At 74.1% G+C, this 18,263-nt stretch carries 18 protein-coding genes, 1 tRNA gene and 2 pseudogenes; 9 read left to right on the top strand and 12 right to left on the bottom strand.

The genetic code is table 11. The features are described from left to right. Positions 1-159: 159 nt before the first annotated feature. A complete protein-coding gene (locus ACH4TG_RS18065) occupies positions 160-1,053 on the bottom strand; it encodes a LysR family transcriptional regulator (RefSeq protein ID WP_398243293.1) in 894 nt (297 codons plus the stop codon). A 71-nt stretch (positions 1,054-1,124) separates the two neighbouring features. Between ACH4TG_RS18065 and ACH4TG_RS18060 the strand changes: the two genes are divergently transcribed. Both ACH4TG_RS18060 and ACH4TG_RS18055 read left to right on the top strand, forming a co-directional pair. After that, entirely contained in the window at positions 1,125-2,195 is a 1,071-nt protein-coding gene (locus ACH4TG_RS18060) for a bile acid:sodium symporter family protein (RefSeq protein ID WP_398243292.1), read from the top strand. Further along, positions 2,113-2,643 (top strand): DinB family protein, encoded by a 531-nt coding sequence (locus ACH4TG_RS18055; protein ID WP_398243291.1) that lies wholly within the window; start codon positions 2,113-2,115, stop codon positions 2,641-2,643. Before ACH4TG_RS18060 ends, ACH4TG_RS18055 begins: the two co-directional genes overlap by 83 nt. Before the next feature lie 43 nt (positions 2,644-2,686). On the opposite strand, the gene ACH4TG_RS18050 is transcribed toward ACH4TG_RS18055, so the two are convergent. After that, positions 2,687-3,061, bottom strand: coding sequence for a hypothetical protein (locus tag ACH4TG_RS18050; protein ID WP_398243290.1), 375 nt, complete (start codon positions 3,059-3,061; stop codon positions 2,687-2,689). Between the two features lie 90 nt (positions 3,062-3,151). Further along, positions 3,152-3,997 carry a formate dehydrogenase accessory sulfurtransferase FdhD gene (fdhD, locus tag ACH4TG_RS18045; protein WP_398243289.1) on the bottom strand — a complete coding sequence of 282 codons (846 nt, stop codon included), beginning with the start codon at positions 3,995-3,997 and terminating at the stop codon, positions 3,152-3,154. 164 nt (positions 3,998-4,161) lie between these two features. Between fdhD and ACH4TG_RS18040 the strand changes: the two genes are divergently transcribed. The 3 genes from ACH4TG_RS18040 to ACH4TG_RS18030 all read left to right on the top strand — a co-directional run bounded on the left by ACH4TG_RS18040 (position 4,162) and on the right by ACH4TG_RS18030 (position 5,594). Further along, a complete protein-coding gene (locus ACH4TG_RS18040) occupies positions 4,162-4,515 on the top strand; it encodes a chorismate mutase (RefSeq protein ID WP_398243288.1) in 354 nt (117 codons plus the stop codon). Between the two features lie 172 nt (positions 4,516-4,687). Then, positions 4,688-5,353 (top strand): NAD(P)-dependent oxidoreductase, encoded by a 666-nt coding sequence (locus ACH4TG_RS18035; RefSeq protein WP_398243287.1) that lies wholly within the window; start codon positions 4,688-4,690, stop codon positions 5,351-5,353. 157 nt (positions 5,354-5,510) lie between these two features. After that, a tRNA-Leu gene (locus tag ACH4TG_RS18030) sits at positions 5,511-5,594 on the top strand. 169 nt (positions 5,595-5,763) lie between these two features. Here ACH4TG_RS18030 and ACH4TG_RS18025 read toward each other — a convergent pair. Continuing rightward, on the bottom strand, positions 5,764-5,949 hold the full coding sequence (locus ACH4TG_RS18025; protein WP_398243286.1) for a DUF397 domain-containing protein: 186 nt from the start codon (positions 5,947-5,949) through the stop codon (positions 5,764-5,766). Beyond that, the gene (locus ACH4TG_RS18020) at positions 5,946-6,809 is read right to left on the bottom strand and encodes a Scr1 family TA system antitoxin-like transcriptional regulator (RefSeq protein WP_398243285.1); all 864 of its coding nucleotides are present in this window, start codon (positions 6,807-6,809) and stop codon (positions 5,946-5,948) included. The genes ACH4TG_RS18025 and ACH4TG_RS18020 overlap by 4 nt, the downstream gene beginning before the upstream one ends. Positions 6,810-6,989: 180 nt before the next feature. Here ACH4TG_RS18020 and ACH4TG_RS18015 point away from each other — a divergent pair, with 180 nt between their 5' ends. Then, a complete protein-coding gene (locus ACH4TG_RS18015; protein WP_398243284.1) occupies positions 6,990-7,442 on the top strand; it encodes a RidA family protein in 453 nt (150 codons plus the stop codon). Positions 7,443-7,524: 82 nt separating this feature from the next. Here the strand turns inward: ACH4TG_RS18015 and ACH4TG_RS18010 are convergent, their stop codons facing one another. Further along, entirely contained in the window at positions 7,525-8,325 is an 801-nt protein-coding gene (locus tag ACH4TG_RS18010; protein ID WP_398243283.1) for an SDR family oxidoreductase, read from the bottom strand. Positions 8,326-8,535: 210 nt separating this feature from the next. Between ACH4TG_RS18010 and ACH4TG_RS18005 the strand changes: the two genes are divergently transcribed. Then, positions 8,536-9,177, top strand: coding sequence for a TetR/AcrR family transcriptional regulator (locus ACH4TG_RS18005; RefSeq protein ID WP_398243282.1), 642 nt, complete (start codon positions 8,536-8,538; stop codon positions 9,175-9,177). A gap of 100 nt (positions 9,178-9,277) precedes the next feature. Here ACH4TG_RS18005 and ACH4TG_RS18000 read toward each other — a convergent pair whose 3' ends face one another. Beyond that, on the bottom strand, positions 9,278-9,475 hold the full coding sequence (locus ACH4TG_RS18000) for a hypothetical protein (protein WP_398243281.1): 198 nt from the start codon (positions 9,473-9,475) through the stop codon (positions 9,278-9,280). A gap of 119 nt (positions 9,476-9,594) precedes the next feature. Here ACH4TG_RS18000 and ACH4TG_RS17995 point away from each other — a divergent pair, with 119 nt between their 5' ends. Both ACH4TG_RS17995 and ACH4TG_RS17990 read left to right on the top strand, forming a co-directional pair. Beyond that, positions 9,595-11,934, top strand: coding sequence for a helix-turn-helix domain-containing protein (locus ACH4TG_RS17995; protein ID WP_398243280.1), 2,340 nt, complete (start codon positions 9,595-9,597; stop codon positions 11,932-11,934). A gap of 94 nt (positions 11,935-12,028) precedes the next feature. Further along, on the top strand, positions 12,029-12,823 hold the full coding sequence (locus tag ACH4TG_RS17990) for an aminotransferase class IV (protein ID WP_398243279.1): 795 nt from the start codon (positions 12,029-12,031) through the stop codon (positions 12,821-12,823). 25 nt (positions 12,824-12,848) lie between these two features. Here the strand turns inward: ACH4TG_RS17990 and ACH4TG_RS17985 are convergent, their stop codons facing one another. From ACH4TG_RS17985 to ACH4TG_RS17965, 5 genes and pseudogenes are all read right to left on the bottom strand, one after another. After that, entirely contained in the window at positions 12,849-13,733 is an 885-nt protein-coding gene (locus ACH4TG_RS17985; RefSeq protein ID WP_398243278.1) for an endonuclease/exonuclease/phosphatase family protein, read from the bottom strand. 188 nt (positions 13,734-13,921) lie between these two features. Beyond that, a pseudogene (locus ACH4TG_RS17980) lies at positions 13,922-14,653 on the bottom strand (carbohydrate kinase family protein); the annotation flags it as partial. A 165-nt stretch (positions 14,654-14,818) separates the two neighbouring features. Then, a pseudogene (locus tag ACH4TG_RS17975) lies at positions 14,819-15,208 on the bottom strand (carbohydrate kinase family protein); the annotation flags it as partial. Further along, positions 15,205-16,146 (bottom strand): pseudouridine-5'-phosphate glycosidase, encoded by a 942-nt coding sequence (locus tag ACH4TG_RS17970; RefSeq protein WP_398243277.1) that lies wholly within the window; start codon positions 16,144-16,146, stop codon positions 15,205-15,207. The gene ACH4TG_RS17970 and the pseudogene ACH4TG_RS17975, both read right to left, overlap by 4 nt. 151 nt (positions 16,147-16,297) lie before the next feature. Next, complete coding sequence (locus tag ACH4TG_RS17965; protein ID WP_398243276.1) at positions 16,298-17,914, bottom strand: ABC-F family ATP-binding cassette domain-containing protein; 1,617 nt, start codon at positions 17,912-17,914, stop codon at positions 16,298-16,300. Positions 17,915-18,263 lie beyond the last annotated feature (349 nt).

Genomic DNA, 18,263 nt, shown 5'->3' with positions numbered 1-18,263 from the left:
CCGAGCGGTTACCGTCGCTCCATTCTCGGGGCTCCCACTCGCCCCTTTCGCCCCACCCGTCCCCGGCTCGAACGGGCATCCGCATGCCGTGCGGTCAGGGGTTTTCCGGGTCGGGCGGGCCTGTGGCAGGGACTCGTCACTGCCTGTGGCAGGGACTCGTCACAGGGAGCGGTGCAGGCGGTCCCCGCCGGCGAGGATCGCGGCGGCGAGGGCGTCCGCCGCGGGCTGCGCCGGGGTGGGCCGGCGGCCGTGCAGCAGTACGAAGTCCACCGCGCCGAGTTCGGGCAGTCCGGCCGCCCGGGCCGGCAGCCGCACCAGGCCCGGCGGGATCAGCCCCTGGGTGTGCGCCATCACGCCGAGGCCGGCCCTGGCCGCGGCGACCAGCCCGCTGAGCGAGGCGCTGGTGCAGGCCACCCGCCAGCTGCGGCCGTGGCGTTCGAGCACGTCCAGCGCGCGGGCCCGGGTGATGCCCGGCGGCGGGAACGCGATCAGCGGCACCGGCCGCTGCGGGTCCAGGCGCAGCCGCTCGCTGCTGATCCACACCAGCTTGTCCCGCCACACCAGCCGGCCGGGCCCGTCGTCGCCGTACCGCTTGGCCAGGCACAGGTCGAGCAGCCCGGCGTCCAGCCGCTGGTGCAGGGTGCCGGACAGCTCGACGGTCAACTCCAGTTCCACCTCAGGGTGTTCGCGCCGGAAGCCCTCCAGGATCTCGGGCAGGCGGGTCAGTACGAAGTCCTCCGAGACCCCGAAGCGCACGCGCCCGCGCGGCCGCGTGCCCGCGAAGAAGCCCGCCGCCCGCTCGTTGGCCTCCAGGATCGTGCGGGCGAAGCCCAGCATCGCCTCGCCGTCCTCGGTGAGGTCCACGCTGTGGGTGTCCCGCGCGAACAGCCGCACGCCCGCCGACTCCTCCAGCCGCCGCACATGCTGGCTGACCGTGGACTGCCGCAGCCCCAGCCGCTGGGCGGCCTGGGTGAAGCTCAGCGTCTGGGCGACGGCGAGGAAGCTGCGCAACTGCACCGGATCGAACACGGACGCCAGTCTAGTCCCGCCCATCGCGAACCGTGATGACAGTCAGAGCGGCCAGCGCCTTTCCCGATCACCGTGGCCGCGCGCATGCTGGGGCGGTGCCCCGTGACGCCGCGCTCCTCCGCCGCCTGCCCCTCGACCCGTACATCGCGGCCCTGCTCGGCACGGTGCTGCTCGCGGCGCTGCTGCCGGCGACAGGCGGCGGCGCGCGGCTGGCCGACGGGGCGGCGAACGGCGCGGTCGCGCTGCTGTTCTTCCTCTACGGGACCCGGCTGTCGACCCGCGAGGCGCTCGACGGGCTGCGGCACTGGCGGCTGCACCTGGCCGTGCTGGCCGCCACCTTCGCGGTCTTCCCGCTGCTGGGCCTGGCCGCCCGCGGGCTGGTGCCCTACGTGCTGTCGCCGCAGCTGTACACCGGCTTCCTGTTCCTGTGCCTGCTGCCGTCCACGATCCAGTCGTCCATCGCGTTCACCTCGATCGCCCGTGGCAACGTCGCGGCGGCGGTCTGCGCCGGCTCCTTCTCCAGCCTGGCCGGCATCGTGCTCACCCCGCTGCTCGCGGCGCTGCTGATCGGCGGCAGCGCGGGGATCAGCGGGCACGCGGTGCTGGGCATCGCGGGACAGCTGCTCGCGCCGTTCCTCGCCGGGCAGGCGCTGCGCCGCTGGACGGCCGGGTACGTCACCCGGCACAAGAAGGTGCTGGGGCTGGTCGACCGCGGCTCGATCCTGCTCGTGGTCTACGCCGCCTTCAGCGCCGGCATGGCCGAGGGCATCTGGCACCAGGTGTCCCTGCCGCGGCTGGCCGCCCTGCTCGCCGCCGAGGCGCTGCTGCTGGCCGCGATGCTCGCCGTCACCGGCTACGGGGCCCGCCGCCTCGGCTTCGGGCGCGCCGACCGCATCACCGTGGTGTTCGCCGGGTCCAAGAAGAGCCTGGCGTCCGGACTCCCCATGGCCGCCGTGCTGTTCGGCGGCCAGGCCGGGCTGGCCGTGCTGCCGCTGATGCTCTTCCACCAGATGCAGCTGATGGTCTGCGCGGTCCTCGCCCGCCGCTGGGCGAGGCAGCCGGCGGAGACGGTAGCGTGGCGCGATGACCCAGACCGCGACACCACCGGACGGCGGGACGCCGGGCCCGGGCGGGGACCTGCGCCCGCCGGAGTCCAGCGCGGATGAGAAGACCACTCTGCTGACCTTCCTCGGCTACCTGCGCGAGTCGGTGGTCCGCAAGACCGAGGGCGTCCCCGACACGGTCGCCGACAGCCCCGCGGTGCCGTCGGGTACCAGCCTGTTCTGGCTGCTCAGGCATCTGACGGCGGTCGAGCTGAACTGGTTCGTCTGGGCCTATGAGGGCCGCGACGTGCCGCTGTGGGACGACGATCCGCAGCCCGGCGACGGGCGGACGCGCGAGCAACTCGTCGCCGCCTACCGGGAGGCCGCCGCCCGGGCCGACGCCGTGGTCGCCGCCTGCGACGACCTGGACAGGCCCGGCGCCCGCTCGCTGCGCGAGACCGCGCCGCCCACCCTGCGCTGGGTGCTGGTGCACATGATCGAGGAGACCGGGCGGCACGCCGGCCACGCCGACATCCTGCGCGAGCTGTACGACGGCTCGGCGGGGCGCTGACCCGCCACCCCCGGCCGCTGGCGCGCGTCAGGGCCGGGGGTCCTCACAGCCGGACGGCCGCCACCAGCAGCACCAGCATCGACCAGGACGTGAACAGCCCGTAGGCGAACAGGTCGCGGCCGCGGTCGCCGAAGCGCAGCTGCCGGGCCAGCACCCAGCCGAAGAACAGCGCCTCGGCGCCCGCGCCGGCGACCGCGTACGCGGGGTGCCAGATCCCCACCAGCAGGGCGGCGGTGGCGAGGGTGTGCAGGACGCCCGCGACGGTGAGCACCCAGGTGGCGCGCCCTTCCTTCAGACCCAGCCGGGTCAGGCCGTCCAGGCGCTCCACCCCGGGACCGAAGCGGCTCAGCGCGGCGAGCGCGGAGGGTACGACCTCCAGCAGGAGCAGCGCGGTCAGGACGGCGCTCAGCGCGAACAAGCAGGGCCCCCAGGGACGTTCGGACGCGAAGACGCGAAGACGCGAAGACGCGAAGACGCGAAGACGTGAAGACGCGAAGACGCGAAGACGTCAGTGTGCCTGTTCGGCCGCCAGTGCGAAACGGTCGGCGCCCGAATAGACGTTCATCGACGAGCCGCGCAGGAAGCCGACGAGGGTCAGCCCCGACTCGGCGGCCAGGTCGACGGCGAGGGACGAGGGCGCGGACACCGCGGCGAGCACCGGGATGCCGGCCATCACCGCCTTCTGCACCAGCTCGAACGAGGCCCGGCCCGACACCATCAGGATCCGGTCGTGCAGCGGCAGCAGCCCCTGCTGGAGGGCCCGGCCGACCAGCTTGTCCACCGCGTTGTGCCGGCCCACGTCCTCGCGCACGTCCAGGAGTTCGCCCTCGCCGGTGAACAGCGCCGCCGCGTGCAGCCCGCCGGTCCGGTCGAACACCGCCTGTGCGGCGCGCAGCCGGTCCGGCAGCGCGGCCAGCAACTCCGGCGTCAACCGCGGCTGTTGGGGATCGCCGGCCGGCATCCGGGTCGCCGTCCGCACGGCGTCCAGGCTGGCCTTGCCGCACAGGCCGCAGGACGACGAGGTGTAGACGTTGCGCTCCAGGGTGATGTCCGGCATCGGCACCCCGGGGGCGAGCGTCACGTCGACGACGTTGTAGGTGTTCCCCCCGTCGGCCGTCGCCCCGGCGCAGTACACGACGCCGGTCACGTCCTGCTCCGAGGCCAGCACGCCCTCGCTGACCAGGAAGCCCACCGCCAGCGCGAAGTCGTCGCCCGGGGTGCGCATGGTGACCGCCAGCGGCCGGCCGTTGAGACGTATCTCCATCGGCTCCTCGGCGACCAGGGTGTCCGCGCGGTGCCCGGTGGCGCCGTCCCTGATGCGCAGTACCCGCCGCCGCTCGGTGACCCGTCCCATGCCTTCACCAGCCCTGTCGCTGTGCCCGTTGCGGCGGCCCGGTGCCGGGTACCGGCTGCGGTGTCCGCCCCTCGGGCGCTCCTGCCCCGCTTTGTGCAGGGTGTCATAGGGTGAAACCGGCAGCGCACCGGAGCACCACGGACCTACCAGGATGGCAGACCGAGATGAACGACCAGCCGACCGCCGAGACCACCCTGGTGGGCGACGAGGCCGCACTGGAAAGACTGCGGGCCCTGCGCGGCAGCATCGACAACCTCGATGCGGCACTGGTCCACCTGCTGGCGGAGCGCTTCAAGTGCACCCAGCAGGTGGGTGAGCTCAAGGCGTCCCACAACCTGCCGCCGGCCGACCCCGCGCGTGAGGCCGACCAGATCGCCCGGTTGCGGCGGCTGGCCGCGGACGCCCGGCTGGATCCGGCGTTCGCCGAGAAGTTCCTCAACTTCATCATCGACGAGGTCGTGCGCCACCACCGGGCGATCGCCGCCCGCCCCCGTCAGGACGGCGCCCCCGCCTCCTGAGCCCGCGGTCGCCGCGCGCCCCCGGCCGGGGCCGCTCCCGCACCTCCGGCCGGACAGCCGGCGCACCACCGCCCCCCCCCGGGCGGCGGACGCTTCCGCAACCGGCGCCCGGCCGCCGCGTTGATCACGCGGGGACGGCGCACGGCGACGCAACGGACACGAGGAGCGACCGATGAAGCTCACGATCTTCGCGGCCACCGGAGGCATCGGCAGGCAGCTGCTGGACCAGGCGGTGACCGCGGGACACGACGTCACCGCCGTCGTCCGCCACCCCGCACGGCTCACCCGGGACGTGCCGGCCGTCACCGCCGACCTCGCCGCACCCGACCCCGCCGCCCTGCGCGCGGCCGTCGAGGGCGCGGACGCCGTCCTGTCGGGGCTCGGGCCGCGCTCGCGGGCCGACGCGGGGATCACCGCGGCCGGCACCCGGGCCGTCGTCGACGCGATGCGGGCCACCGGAGTGCGGCGGATCGTCGTGGTCAGCGCGGCACCGGTGTCCGTCACGCCCTCGCCGGGCCGCCCGAACCCGCCCAGGCGCGACCCGGGGGAGGGCCCGGTGCTGCGGTACGTCGGCACACCGCTGGTGCGGCTGGCGCTGCGCCGGCATTACACCGACCTGGCCGTCATGGAGGACGTGCTGCGCGACAGCGGCCTGGAATGGACCGCGGTCCGCCCGCCGCGCCTCACCGACAGGCCGCTCACCGGCGCCTACCGCACCGCGATCGGGCAGAACCTGCCGCACGGGCTCACGATCTCCCGCGCCGACGTGGCCCACTTCATGCTGCGCGCCCTGGAGGACCCCGGCACCGTCCGGCAGGCCGTGGGAATCGCCGACTAGGCGTGACCGGACCGGGCCCGCGCGGTCGGCCCGCACCCCCGCGGCCGCGCCCGCCCGCGACGGTGCCGCCCGCCCGCAATGCAGGTGAGGAGCACTCCGATTCCTTGGTATCGTTGTTCCTGTCACCGCGACCACGCAGGTCGCGGCGTCATACCCGGTCCGGGTGGCGGAATGGCAGACGCGCTAGCTTGAGGTGCTAGTGCCCTTATTGGGCGTGGGGGTTCAAGTCCCCCCTCGGACACTCTGCGTCAACGATCGGTGTCGGCCGTCACGGCCGGCACCTTTTTCGTGTGTCCGCGGCCCGATCGCCGCCGCCACGTGCCCGCCGCCGGCGGACCGGGGCCCTGTCAGGAACCCCGGTCCGGGGCCGGCCGCGTGGGGGCCGAGCATTTGCGCTGGAGCCCGGAGGCTCAGGCGTGCGCGGCGAACGCCACGAACCGCGCCCATGCCTCGCGCTCGATGGTGAGGTGCGGGCCGCTCTTGTCCTTCGAGTCCCGTACCAGGATCGCCTGCTCTGTCACCGCGACTTCCACGCAGTCGTCACCCTGGCTGCCGCTGTGGCTGGACTTGAACCAGGCGAGTTCCGACGTACTCATATCTCTCCTCGCAGTCGCTCCAACAGGCCCCGCGACTCCCGGGGGTTGAGGGCCTGCGAGCGCAGTGTGTCATAGCGCAACTGGAGGAGGCTGACTTCTTTCTGGTCGGCGATCAGCCGGCCGTTCTGCTGGCCTTCGGAGTAGGCGAACCGGCGCCCGTCCGCGGTTTCCAGCAGGCGGACAGGCCCGTCGAGGCAGGCGTGCAACGCCGCGTCCAACGGCACGACTTGGAGGGTCACGTTCCTCGGTGCGGTCTGCTCCAGCACGTGGTCCAGCAGATCGCGCACGGCCTGCCTGCTGCCGAACCGGCGCCGGAAGACGGGCTCTTCGACGATGAAGCTGAACGGGACCTGCGGCCGCTCCCGTAACATCCTCTGGCGTGCGGTCCGGGCGGTCACCTGGGCCTCCAACTGCTCGTCGGTCAGCAGCGGGATGGTGCCCTCGAAGACCGCCCGCGCGTACTCCTCCGACTGCAGCAGCCCCGGCACCAGCCGGCACTCGTACGTGCACAGGCTGGCCGCGACCTTCTCCAGGCGGGCCCAGCGGCGGAACCACGCCGCCAATCCCGGTTCGCCGCGGGTGAGATGGCGGGCCGCCCGGCGCAGCGCGCCCGTGTCGCCGGTGGCCTCCTCCGCGCGTTCGACGAAGGACTCGTCGGGCATCCGGCGGCCCAACTCCACCGACTCCACGGTGTGTTTGGAGAAGCGGACGCGCTCCGCGAACTGGGCGCGGCTGAGGCCGGCGTGTTCGCGGAGGGCCTGGACGACGGCCCCGAAGGTCCGCAGGCTGTCCGACGGGTCGGGCTCCCGTTCCCACTCGCCCGTCGCCTCGCCCGTGGTCTCGGCGTTCTCGGTTGTCATACGCGGCCCCTCCAAGTGCGGTACGTCGTTGTCCCCGCGATGGACGCACTCAGCGTGAAGGACCGGCCAGCGTACTGTCCACCGAACGTGCCCGTACGGTGGCGCAGCGTACGGGCCGGCTCCCCGCGACCGCGGAAAACCGGTGGGAGGCGCGGGGCCCCGGCGGGCAGACTCGCGCGCATGGACCTTCCTGCCGCCCCCGACAGCTCCGGGACGCCCCGGATCACCCGGATCAACCCCGACACCCTGCACGCGACGCCCGGGTACCACCACATCACCGTGGTGGAGGCCGGCCGCACCGCCCACCTCGCGGGACAGTGCCCGCTCGACGCCGAGGGGGACCTCGTCGGCGCCGGCGACCACGCCGCCCAGGCCCGTCAGGTCGCCGCCAACAGCCTGGTCGCGCTGGCCGCGGCGGGCGCCCGGCCCGAGGACGTGGTGCGGTCGGTGATCTACGTGGCGAGCGACAGCAGGGAGATGCTCGGCCTGGTCTGGGCAACCCTCAACGCCACCGATCTGGGGCCGGCGTTCGGCACGGCGAGCACGCTGCTGGGCGTCACCCGGCTCGGCTTCACCGGCCAGCTCGTCGAACTGGACCTCACGGCCGCCCTGCCGGACCGCGCCCCCGACTAGCGCGGTCGCCGGACCTCCCGTACCCGACGTCACCACACCTCCGGGAGCCCGGCCGCCGGCCGGGCTCCCGGAGGAGTACCGGCTACAGGCGCTCGCCGCCGGTGGCGTCGATGATCTGGCCCGTGACCCACCGGGCGTCGCGGGAGGCGAGAAGGGCGACGACGTCGGCGACGTCGGTGGCGTCGCCGTCGCGGCGGAGGGCGCGCTGCGCGACGAGGGTGGCGAGGGCCTCGGAGTTGCCGCGCAACCAGGAGGCGTTCATGTCCGTGTCGGTGGTGCCGGGGCGGACGGCGTTGACCGTGATGCCGCGCGGGCCGAGGTGCTGGGCGAGCGGGAGCGTGAGAGCTTCGAGGGCTCCCTTGGTCATGGTGTAACCGATGATGCCGGGGATGGGGACGCGGGTGGCGCCTGACGAGACGTTCACCACGCGTCCGCCGTCGGCCAGGCGCGGCAGGGCGGCCTTGATGATCAGGAACGGCGCGGTGGTGTTGATCTGCTGCTGGCGGAGGAAGTCCTCGGTGGTGGTCTCCTCGATGAGGCCGTTCACGACGATCCCGGCGTTGTTCACCAGCACCCGCACGGGTACGTCGCGCAGCGCGCCCGCGGCCGCGTCGTAGGAAGCCCAGAAGGCGGTGCCGGTGTCGGGTTCGGCGAGGTCGGCGGCGAAGGAGAACGCCGTGCCGCCGGCCGCGGTGATCTTCTCGACGACGTCGGCCGCGGCGGCCGAGTCCTGACGGTAGTGAACGGCGACGGTGTACCCGTCGGCGCCGAGGCGGCCGGCGATGGCCGCCCCGATGCCGCGGCTGGCGCCGCTGACAACGGCGATGCCGTCGGACGTACGGGCGTCGAGCGCTTCGATGTCGCGCAGGTCGGTGTCAGACATGATGCCTTTCTGTCGCCCTGGATCGGGCGGTGCCGGGTGCACATGACGTGCGGCGCCCCCGCGCCCGGGTCGCGGTGGCGGTCGCGAAGGGGGGAACCCCGACCTCCCCGACTTCTATTCCGAGCGGAATAGAAGTCGTCGCGCCGATGACGCGGGTCGCGCCGCACGCGGCCGCGGGATCGCTGCCGGGGGGTGGAGTACGCTCCAGACATGGCTGGTTCGCGGAGCGTCGTCATGGGTCGGCCTCGGGAATTCGACATCGACGAGGCGCTCGAGCGAGCCATGCTGGTGTTCTGGGAACGGGGATACGAGGGGGTCAGCCTCACCGATCTGACCAAGGCCATGGGCATCACGAAGCCGAGCCTGTACGCGGCCTTCGGCGACAAGAAGGAGCTGTTCCGCAAAGCCCTGGAGCGCTACACCGAGGGCCCGGGCGACTACGGGACGCGCGCCCTGGAGGAGCCGACCGCGCGAGGCGTGGCCGAGGCGATTCTCCGCGGAGCGGTACGGACCACGACGCGCCCCGGCGGCCCCGCGGGATGCCTGGGCGTGCAGGTCGCGCTGGCGTCGAACGAGGCGGCGCGGCCCGCGCACGACATGCTGGTCGAGTGGCGGAACACGTCCGTTCGACGCGTCGAGGAGCGCTTCCGGCGGGCCGTCGACGAGGGCGATCTGCCGCGCGACGCCGACCCCGGACAGCTCGCCCGCTATCTCGCGACGGTGACGTTCGGCATCGCCGTCCAGGCCGCCAGCGGCCTCAGCCGCGACGAACTCCAGGAGGTCGCCGACATCGCCCTGGCGTCCTGGCCGCCCCCCGGCGTCCGCCCCCCGCCCCCGGGCCGTCCCGGCTAGAGCCTCTCCGGCCGATCATGTGCCGGGCCCGATGGCGGCGGCTGCACTGTGTCCCGGAACTTCGGCAGGGCCGGTTTCGTCGGCGCAACTCCCTGGTGAATCAGCGGATGACGGAGGCCACGGCCCCGGTGGCGGCGCAGGCGAGGGTGAGGACGGCGGCGAACACGGCCGCGGCGCGTGTGATGGCGGCGGGAACGGTGGCCTGGTCGATGCGGGCGAGGAATCCGGCGCCTACCGCGGCCAGTATCGCGACGGCTACCACGAGCGCGGTGGTGAGAAGGATGAGGGCGACGTTCACGGCGGGCTCCCGTAGGTGGGGTGGGTCGTGCCCTGACCGTCGCGGATTCGGCGTACGCCGGGGTCCGTGGGGACGATGATGAACACCTGCGGATACCGAAGCGCTGGGGGGAATGACGGGTGGGCCAGGACCAGCAGGAGCCCGGCGAGGCCCTGTTGGGGCTGCGTCGCCGGCTGGAGGACGGTCGGGCATCTGCCCGGCTGACCAAGACGCAGCTGGCCACGAAGGCGGAGGTCTCGCGCACCACCGTGTACGAGGCGTTGCGGCCTGACGGTCCTGTCCCGTCGCTGGAAACGGTGGCGGCGCTGGCGAAGGTGCTGAGACTTCCGGTGCAGGAGCTGCTGGAACTGCGCCGCCGGGCCGCCCCACCTGCTGAGGAGCCGTCGGGGCCAGGGCGCCCGCTGGCGCAGTGGGATCCGCACGATCTGGAAGTCCATCCCGCCGGGGACGCGGGGAGTGGCCCTGCGGGTGTGCGGAAACGGCGGGTGCTGGCGAGCTATGTGGGGCGCACCCATGACCAGGCGCTGGCTGAGGCGGTGCGGGAGGCCGCTGCCGGGCGCAGCCAGATGGTGGTGCTGGTGGGGTCGTCCTCGACCGGCAAGACCCGGGCGTGCTGGGAGGCCGTCCAGCCGCTGGCCGACCGGGGTTGGCGGTTGTGGCACCCGTTCGACCCGACCCGGGCCGATGCCGCGTTGAAGGACCTGCACCGGGTGGGCCCGCGGACGGTGGTGTGGCTGAACGAGGCCCAGCACTATCTGGGGGACCCCGTGCACGGCGAGCTCACAGCGGCCGCGTTACACCGTCTGCTCACCGCTCCGGAGTGCGCACCTGTCCTGGTCCTGGGCACGCTGTGGCCGGAGTACGCCGAGCGGTACGGCGCCCTTCCCGTTGCCGGCGAGCCGGACCCGCACAGCCGGACGCGTGAACTGCTCAGCGGACGGCGCCTCACCGTCCTCGACACCTTCGACAACGCCGCGCTGGCGACGGCAAGGTCGCTGGCAGCCGCCGGCGACGACCTGCTGGCCGGCGCGCTGAATCGAGCCGCAGCCCACGGCCGTCTCGCACAGGATCTGGCCGGAGCCCCCGAACTCCTGCAGCGCTACGAGGAGGGAACACCTGCCGCGCGGGCCATCCTGCAAGCGGCCATGGACGCCCGCCGCCTGGGCGTCGGCCTGGACCTCAGCCAGTCCTTCCTGACCGACGCGGCCTGCGACTACCTCACCGACACCGACTTCCAGCACCTCACCGAGGACTGGGCGGAGGCCGCCTACGCCGAACTCGCCCGCCCCGTCCACGGCAGACAAGCCCCCCTCCACCGCAACCGCCCACGCCCAGCGCGCGACACACCCATGGCCCCGCCCTTACCAACCACCCCCGCCCCCAGTGCACTTGACCCGGTGCTCCGACTGGCCGACTACCTCGAACAACACGGCCGCGCATCGCGACGCGGTCAGTGCCCGCCCGCCTCCTTCTGGCACGCCGCTCACACTTACCTGCGCAACCCCCGAGATCTCTGCAACCTCAGCGAGGCCGCCCGCGGCAAGCACCGCCTGCAATGGGCCCACCACCTCGTCCACCGCGCCGCTGACGCGGGCAGCTCCGACGCCCTGATCCGGCTGGCCGAAGAGCGGGTGGAGGCCAGGGAATGGGACACAGCCGAGGAGCTGCTGAGGCGGGCCGTTGATGCCGGCAACCCCGACGGCCTGCTCCGGCTGGCAAAGCTGCGGCAGAGGGCCGGGGATCGGGCGGAAGCCCAGGAGTTGGTGAGGCGGGCTGCCGACGGCGGCGATCCGATCGCCCCGGTCCACCTGGCAGATCGGCGGGGGAAGGCCAGCGATCGGGAGGCAACCGAGGCCCCGGCCCAGCGGGCCGCCGGCGCGAGAGACCCGGGCGCCCTGCAGATCCTGGTCCATCGGCGGGAGAAGACCAGCGATCGGGAGGCAGCCGAAGCCCTGGCCCAGCAGGTCGCCGACGCCGGCTACCCCATCGGCCTGCTGGCGCTGGCCGAACTGCGGGAGGAGGACGGCGATCGGGACGCAGCCGAAGCCCTGGTCCACCAGGCCGCCGACGCCGGCAACCTCGCCGGCCTGGTCTGGCTGGCCGAACTGCGGGAGAAGTACGGCGATCGGGACACAGCCGAAGCGCTGCTGAGGCGGGCCGTTGACGCCGGCGACTTCGCCGCCCTGCTCCGGCTGACCACGCTGCTGGAGAAGGCCGGAGATCGGGACGGAGCCGAAGCCCTGGTCCAGCAGGCCGCCGACGCCGCCAACTCCGCCGCTCTGCGCCGGCTCGCCACTCTGCGCGAGAAGACCGGCGATCGAGACGGAGCCGAGGCCCTGCTGAGGCGAGCAGCTGACGCTGAGGACAGGTCCTTCGGCCAGAATGGCCGAATCGATTACCAGCGCCTTTGGCCGTACGGCTTGAACCCGGACGGCACACGGACCGCCCCCTGGTCCTAGGGGCGTGTGCAGGCCGTTGATGTGGAGGGGCGAGGGTGCGGAGGCGGAGCTGCGGCGGGCCGCTCCAGGAAAGGGCGAGGCTAGAGTGGGCGCCATGACCGACGCCCCCGCGCACCTGGTCGAGGTGGACGGCGAGCCCGCCACCGCGGCCCAACTGCCCACCGTGCTCAGCGGCTACGGCCACTTCACCGCGATGCAGGTCAGAGACGGGCGGGTGCGCGGGCTGCGGTTCCATCTGGCGCGGCTGGACGGCGCCACCAGGGAGCTGTTCGGCACCGGCCTGGACGGCGAGCGGGTGCGGGACCTGGTCGGCCACGCCCTGTCCTCCGCGGGGCGCGGCGACGCCTCGGTCCGCGTCCACGCCTACCAGCCGCAGGACACCCCGGGCGCGCCCGTGACGCTGGTCGTCGCCGTCCGGCCGCCCGGGCAGATGGCCCCCGGCCCGCTGCGGGTGAAGTCCGTGGCGTACCAGCGCCCGGCCGCGCACCTCAAGCACCTCGGCGGCTTCGGGCAGAGCTACCACCTGCGGCGGGTGGCGGCCGAGGGCTTCGACGAGGCGCTGCTGACCGGCCCCGGCGGGGAGATCGCCGAAGGCGCGGTCACCAACATCGGCTTCGCGACCGGCGGCACGGTGGTGTGGCCGACCGCCCCGCACCTGCGCGGCGTCACCCTCCAGGTGCTGGAGGAACTCCTCGACGCCGCCGGGATCCCGCAGGTCCGGCGCCCGCTGCGGCTGGCCGACGTCCCGGGCCACGACGGCGCCTTCCTCGCCAACTCCCGCGGCACGGCGTCGATCTCGCGCATCGACGACACGCCGCTGCCCACCGACGCGGAACTCCTGGCCAGGATCGGCGAGTTGTACGAGTCCGCGCCGTGGGACGCGATCTGACGGCTGCCGCGGCGCCGGTCCGCGGTCAGCGGCCCCGGGCGACGGCCAGGTCGGCGACCACCGGGCGGTGGTCGGACGCCTCGGTCACCGGGACCTGCGCGCGACGGACGCCGATGCCGGGGGAGACCAGCACGTAGTCGATGCGCTGGGCCGGAGTGCCCGCCGGGTAGGTCAGACCCGGGTCGCCGGGGTTCGCGACCGCCCAGGAGTCGGTCAACCGGCCCAGCAGCGGCGCGAGTTCGGGCGCACTCGGCGTGGCGTTCATGTCGCCCATCAGGATCTGCTGCTCGCCGTGGTCCTCGTCGAGGATCCGCAGCGTGTCGGCCACCTGCAACCGGCGCACCGACGGGTCGCCGCGGTAGTCCAGGTGCGTGCCGTAGACGTGCACGCGGGCGCCGCCGATCTCGGTGACGATCTCCGGGAAGCCGGGCGCGGGCGCCGGCGCCGGGTCGGACACCTGGGTGGACAGCCGCGTCAGCTGGTGGTTCACGGCGGACAGGATCGGGTGCCGGGACAGCAGCGCGATGCCGAACTCCTCGCGGGGCGCGCCCGCCGAGGGCGGGTCGAGGCTGTAGATCGGCGCGAAGAACACCGGCATGCCGGTGGCATCGGCGATCTCCCGCGCCTCGTCCTGCCAGTCGCTGCGCGCGCCCCAGTGCACGTCGACCTCCTCCAGGGCGACGACGTCCGGGTGCTGGTCGTTGATCGCGGCGGCCGTCCTGGCGACGTCGAACACGCCGTCCTCACCCGATCCCGCGCGGATGTTGAACGTCATCGCGCGCATCGCCACCGGCGGCGGGGCCGCGGGCCGGGCGACCTGGGCGGCGGCGGGCACGGTCGCGGCGGCGCAGAGCAGGGCGGTGGAGCAGAGCAGGACCGCGGACCGCCGGCGGCGGTTTCCGGCATGCATGAGCAACCTCCTGGCATCGGAACGCAGCGGCGCAGCCACACCGGCCGGGCCGCCGTAACAGGCGATCACGCTAGCGGCCCGCGCGCGCTCAGGGAACCTTCTGCCACAAGGAACTGACGAGGTGAAATTTTTCGCCAATAGTGGCGGGCGTGGCCGTGAACCGCAGGTCAGAGACGAGTGCCGGACGGCTAGCCGCCGGGCGTGCCGGAGGTGGGCGTCGCCGGGCCGGTCGCTCCGGGACCAGCAAGCCTGTTGTTGCCCGGCGCATCGGTCCCACCCTGCGCCCCGTCGAGGCGCGGCACGCCGCTCCCGCGCGGAGCCAGGGTCCGTGCGGGCACCGCGGTCCCGTCGGGCACCCCGGTCCGGCCCGAAGTCCCGTTCCGCTCCGCCGCCTTGCGGTGCGCACCCGCACCCGCAGCGGCGGCGCGCGGCCCGGGCGGGCGTCCGCCGACCACCGTCACGGCCCCGGCCCCCGCCCGGCACCCCGCACCGAGCGCCGCCGCCAGATCCGCGCCGGCCAGCCGTGCCGCCAGCAGCCCGCCGGTGAACGCGTCGCCCGCGCCCGTGCTGTCCACCGCCGCGGCGGCCGGCGCGGCGACCCGGGCGGTGACGATGCCGCGCTCGGCGGCCAGCGCGCCCGCGGCGCCCAGCGTCACCACGACGGTGCCGCCGTGCCGTGCGCTCAACGCGGCCGCCGCGTCCCGTGGTTCGTGCCGCCCGGACAGCAGGGCGGCCTCCGCGGCGTTCGGCAGCAGCAGATCCGTCCCGTGCACCGCGTCCAGGAACGCCTCCGTCCCGAGCCGGCGCAGGAAGCCCGCGGAGGCCGGGTCGACACTCACCGGAACCCCGCGGGCCAGCGCCGCTTCGCGCACCACGGCCGCCAACTCCCGCCCGGGCGCGGAGAAGAAGAGATACCCCGACAGATGGACGTGACCGATGGGGGCCCGGTCCTCGGGCAGCCGCGCCGCGCCGCGGGGTGGCGTGCCGCCCGGTTGCACGACGTCCGGCGGGCCCGCGTCCAGCAGGTCCGCGTCCAGCGAACCCGTGTCGAGCGCTGCGTCGTCCGCCTCGCCGCCGTCCCACGGGCCGTCGAGCAGCGCGTCGTCCCAGTCCTGCGGGCCGAGCCGGAACGCCGCCCCGGAGTCGGTGACCAGCGTGCGCTCGGCCGCCGCGTCCACCAGGGCCACCACGACCGCGGTCGGCAGCTCGGGGTCCACCCGCAGCGCCGGCTCGACGCCCGCGGACAGCAGCGCCGCACGGTGCCAGTCCGCGGAGTCCGCCCCCACCCGGCCCAGCAGGCGCACCCGGGCACCGCAACGGGCCGCCCAGCAGGCCACGTTGGCGCCCGCACCGCCCGGCGTGACCGCGATGCGCGCCGCGGTGTCGGTGTGCGGCGCGAGCGGCTCGCCGTGCCGCGCCACCACGTCGGTGACCACGTCCCCGACCACCAGCAGGCCGGGCGCCGCGCCGTTCACGCCGCGCGGCGCGACCACTGCACGGCGATCGCTGCCGCCAGCGCCACGTTGCCCCGCACCGCCGCCAGGTTGGCCTCCAGCGAGGCGCCCGCGGTGTGCTCGGTCAGGTACGCCAGCAGGAACGGGGTCACGGCCTGGCCGGTGATCCCCTCCCGGTCGGCGGCGGCCAGCGCCTCCGCGAGCACCCGGTCGTGCTGCTCCGGGTCCAACTGCCGCTCGCGCGGCACCGGGTTGGCGACCACCAGCGCCGACTCGAGCCCGTCCAGGGCGTCCTGGGCGGCCATGGCCGCGGCGACCTCCCCCGGCGTGCCGACCGTCCAGTCCACCGGCTCGCCGGAGTCGGTGAGATAGAAGCCGGGGAAGCGGTCGGTACCGTAGCCGAGGACGCCGACGCCCAAGGTCTCCAGGCGCTGCAGGGTCGCGGGCACGTCGAGGATCGACTTCACGCCCGCGCACACCACGGTGATCCTGGTCCTGGCCAGCAGCCCCAGGTCGGCGGACTCGTCCTGCACCTCGGTCCAGCCGCGGTGCACCCCGCCGAGCCCGCCGGTGCCGAACACCCGGATGCCCGCCCGCGCGGCCAGAAAGGCCGTGCCCGACACGGTCGTTGCACCGCAGGCCCCCGAGGCGAGGGCCGGCGCCAGGTCGCGGAACCCGAGCTTGCGCAGCGCCGGATCCTGCGCCACCCGCTCGACCTGGCCCTTGTCCAGGCCGATCCGCGGCACCCCGTCGAGGACGGCCACCGTCGCCGGCACCGCCCCCGCGTCACGCACGATCTGCTCCAGCTCGCCCGCCACTTGCAGGTTGCGCGGCCGGGGCAGGCCGTGGGCGATGATCGTGGACTCCAGGGCCACCACGGGGGCGCGGCGGGCCAGCGCGTCCGCCACCTCCTCCGAGAAGGCGAGGGCGGGCGCCGGGACAGATCCGTCAGTGGTCATGGCCCTTACCTGACCCCGGTCCCGCCCTCCCCAAACCTCGGGGAGGGCCGCCCGGTCGCCGCTCATGCCCGCACCCGCCGCTCGCCCCCCGGCCGCCACTCATGTCGGCACCCGCGGCCCGCGTCGGCACCCGCCGCTCATGTCCGCACGGTCACACCAGCGCCGGATCCACCTCCTTCAGCACGCCGTCCTCGATCCGCACCCACCGGGTGATCCCCAGCGACCGCAGGAACGGCAGGTCGTGGCCGGCCACCATCAGCGCGCCCTCGTACGAGGCGAGCGCGGACGCCAACTGCCGTACCGAGGACATGTCCAGGTTGTTCGTCGGCTCGTCCAGCAGCAGCAGTTGCGGCGCCGGCTCGGCCAGCATCAGCGCGGCCAGCGTCGCCCTGAACCGCTCGCCGCCGGACAGCGACCCGGCCGGCTGGTCCGCCCGCGCCCCGCGGAACAGGAACCGGGCGAGCCGGGCCCTGATCGCGTTGTCCGTGGCCGAGGGCGCGAGCGCCGCCACGTTCTCGGCGACCGTCGCCGCCTCGTCCAGCACGTTCAGTCGCTGCGGCAGGTACCGGACCGGGACGTGCACCAGCGCCTCGCCCGCCGCCGGGGGGATCTCCCCGGCCAGCGTGCGCAGCAGCGTCGACTTCCCGGCGCCGTTGTCTCCCAGCAGCGCGATCCGCTCGGGCCCGCGCACCTCCCACATGGCGCGCGTGCCGTAGCGCAGCCGCACGCCGTTCAGGGTGAGCACGGTCCGGCCGGCCGGCACCGCGGTGTGCGGCAGGTCGACGCGGATCTCGTCGTCGTCCCGTACCGCCAGCACCGCCTCGTCCAGCCGCTCCTTGGCGCCGGCGAGACGGTCGGCGTGCAGCTGGCGGTGCTTGCCCGCGGAGACCTCGGCCGAGCGCTTGCGCAGCTTCATCACCGCCCGCGGCTCCCGCTTGATCTCGTACATCTTCTGGCCGTAGCGCACCCGCCGGGCCAACTTCAGCTGTGCCTCGACCAGTTCGCGCTTCTGCCGCTTCACGTCGGCCTCCGCGGCGCGCATCGTCCGTTCGGCGGCCTCCTGTTCCACGGCCAGCGCCTCCTCGTAGGCCGACAGGTTGCCGCCGTAGCCGTGCACCTCGCCGCCGCGCAGGTCGGCGATCTGGTCCACGTACTCCAGCAGTTCCCGGTCATGGCTGACCACGATGAGCAGGCCGTGCCACGACGCGACGGCGTCGTGGAGCCTGCGCCGGGCGCGCAGGTCCAGGTTGTTCGTCGGCTCGTCGAGCAGCAGCACGTCCGGCCGCCGCATCAGCAGCGCGGCCAGCCGCAGCAGCACCGACTCGCCGCCGGACAGCTCGCCGACGGTCCGGTCCAGGCCGATCCGCTCCAGGCCGAGGGAGTCGAGGGTGGCGCGGGCGCGCTCCTCGACGTCCCAGCCGTCGCCGATCGCCGCGAAGTGCTCCTCGCGGGTGTCGCCGGCCTCGATCGCGTGCAGCGCGGCCCGCGCCACGTCGATGCCGAGCGCGCGGTCCACGCGCAGCGAGGTGGCCAGCGCCGCGTCCTGCGGCAGGTAGCCGACCTCCCCGGACACCTTCACGGTGCCGGCGGCTGGGGTGAGTTCACCGGCGAGCAGCTTGAGCAGGGTGGACTTCCCTGCGCCGTTGAGGCCGATCAGCCCGGTGCGGCCGGGGGCGGCCGTCCACTGGAGGCCGTCGAAGACAGGGGTGCCGTCCGGCCATCCGAAGCTGAGCTGCGCGCAGGTCACGGATGCGGGGATGAATGACATGAAAAGGTCTCCCGGGTCGCTGATGGTGTGTGCATGGCGACGGAACGGGACACCGGTGTACGTGTGCGGAGGACGGGATCGCGGCTCGCGAAGGCAGGGGGCAGACGCCGCCCGCCGGCCGTCCGACGGCCTGCTCGGAAGCTGAGGTCGCACACACGCGCCGCGCGCGGCGTCACGCATTCACGCGGGACGCGGCAGGCGGGCAACGGTGACCCGGGACCTCAGACGTACAACGGCCTACTCCTGACGGACGGACGGCAACTCGGCCAGGAAGAACCGTAAGGGGGCGGCCGGCGCCGGGCAACGCAATTTCCCGCGGTCCCTCTCACCGCGCTCATATACGCGGTCC

It is taken from the genome of Streptomyces sp. NPDC020917 (assembly GCF_044333795.1).
Classification (GTDB): domain Bacteria; phylum Actinomycetota; class Actinomycetes; order Streptomycetales; family Streptomycetaceae; genus Actinacidiphila.
The sequence above is the reverse complement of the archived record's forward strand: the minus strand, read 5'-3'. Positions and strand labels throughout refer to the sequence as shown.

What these genes read in the sequence shown, in the direction of transcription:
- ACH4TG_RS18065 (WP_398243293.1), bottom strand. Translation starts at nt 1,053, where the DNA reads ATGGGCGGGACTAGACTGGCGTCCGTGTTCGATCCGGTGCAGTTGCGC.
- ACH4TG_RS18055 (WP_398243291.1), top strand. Translation starts at nt 2,113, where the DNA reads ATGACCCAGACCGCGACACCACCGGACGGCGGGACGCCGGGCCCGGGC.
- fdhD (WP_398243289.1), bottom strand. Translation starts at nt 3,997, where the DNA reads ATGGGACGGGTCACCGAGCGGCGGCGGGTACTGCGCATCAGGGACGGC.
- ACH4TG_RS18040 (WP_398243288.1), top strand. Translation starts at nt 4,162, where the DNA reads ATGAACGACCAGCCGACCGCCGAGACCACCCTGGTGGGCGACGAGGCC.
- ACH4TG_RS18035 (WP_398243287.1), top strand. Translation starts at nt 4,688, where the DNA reads ATGAAGCTCACGATCTTCGCGGCCACCGGAGGCATCGGCAGGCAGCTG.
- ACH4TG_RS18025 (WP_398243286.1), bottom strand. Translation starts at nt 5,949, where the DNA reads ATGAGTACGTCGGAACTCGCCTGGTTCAAGTCCAGCCACAGCGGCAGC.
- ACH4TG_RS18020 (WP_398243285.1), bottom strand. Translation starts at nt 6,809, where the DNA reads ATGACAACCGAGAACGCCGAGACCACGGGCGAGGCGACGGGCGAGTGG.
- ACH4TG_RS18015 (WP_398243284.1), top strand. Translation starts at nt 6,990, where the DNA reads ATGGACCTTCCTGCCGCCCCCGACAGCTCCGGGACGCCCCGGATCACC.
- ACH4TG_RS18010 (WP_398243283.1), bottom strand. Translation starts at nt 8,325, where the DNA reads ATGTCTGACACCGACCTGCGCGACATCGAAGCGCTCGACGCCCGTACG.
- ACH4TG_RS18005 (WP_398243282.1), top strand. Translation starts at nt 8,536, where the DNA reads ATGGCTGGTTCGCGGAGCGTCGTCATGGGTCGGCCTCGGGAATTCGAC.
- ACH4TG_RS17990 (WP_398243279.1), top strand. Translation starts at nt 12,029, where the DNA reads ATGACCGACGCCCCCGCGCACCTGGTCGAGGTGGACGGCGAGCCCGCC.
- ACH4TG_RS17985 (WP_398243278.1), bottom strand. Translation starts at nt 13,733, where the DNA reads ATGCATGCCGGAAACCGCCGCCGGCGGTCCGCGGTCCTGCTCTGCTCC.
- ACH4TG_RS17970 (WP_398243277.1), bottom strand. Translation starts at nt 16,146, where the DNA reads ATGACCACTGACGGATCTGTCCCGGCGCCCGCCCTCGCCTTCTCGGAG.
- ACH4TG_RS17965 (WP_398243276.1), bottom strand. Translation starts at nt 17,914, where the DNA reads ATGTCATTCATCCCCGCATCCGTGACCTGCGCGCAGCTCAGCTTCGGA.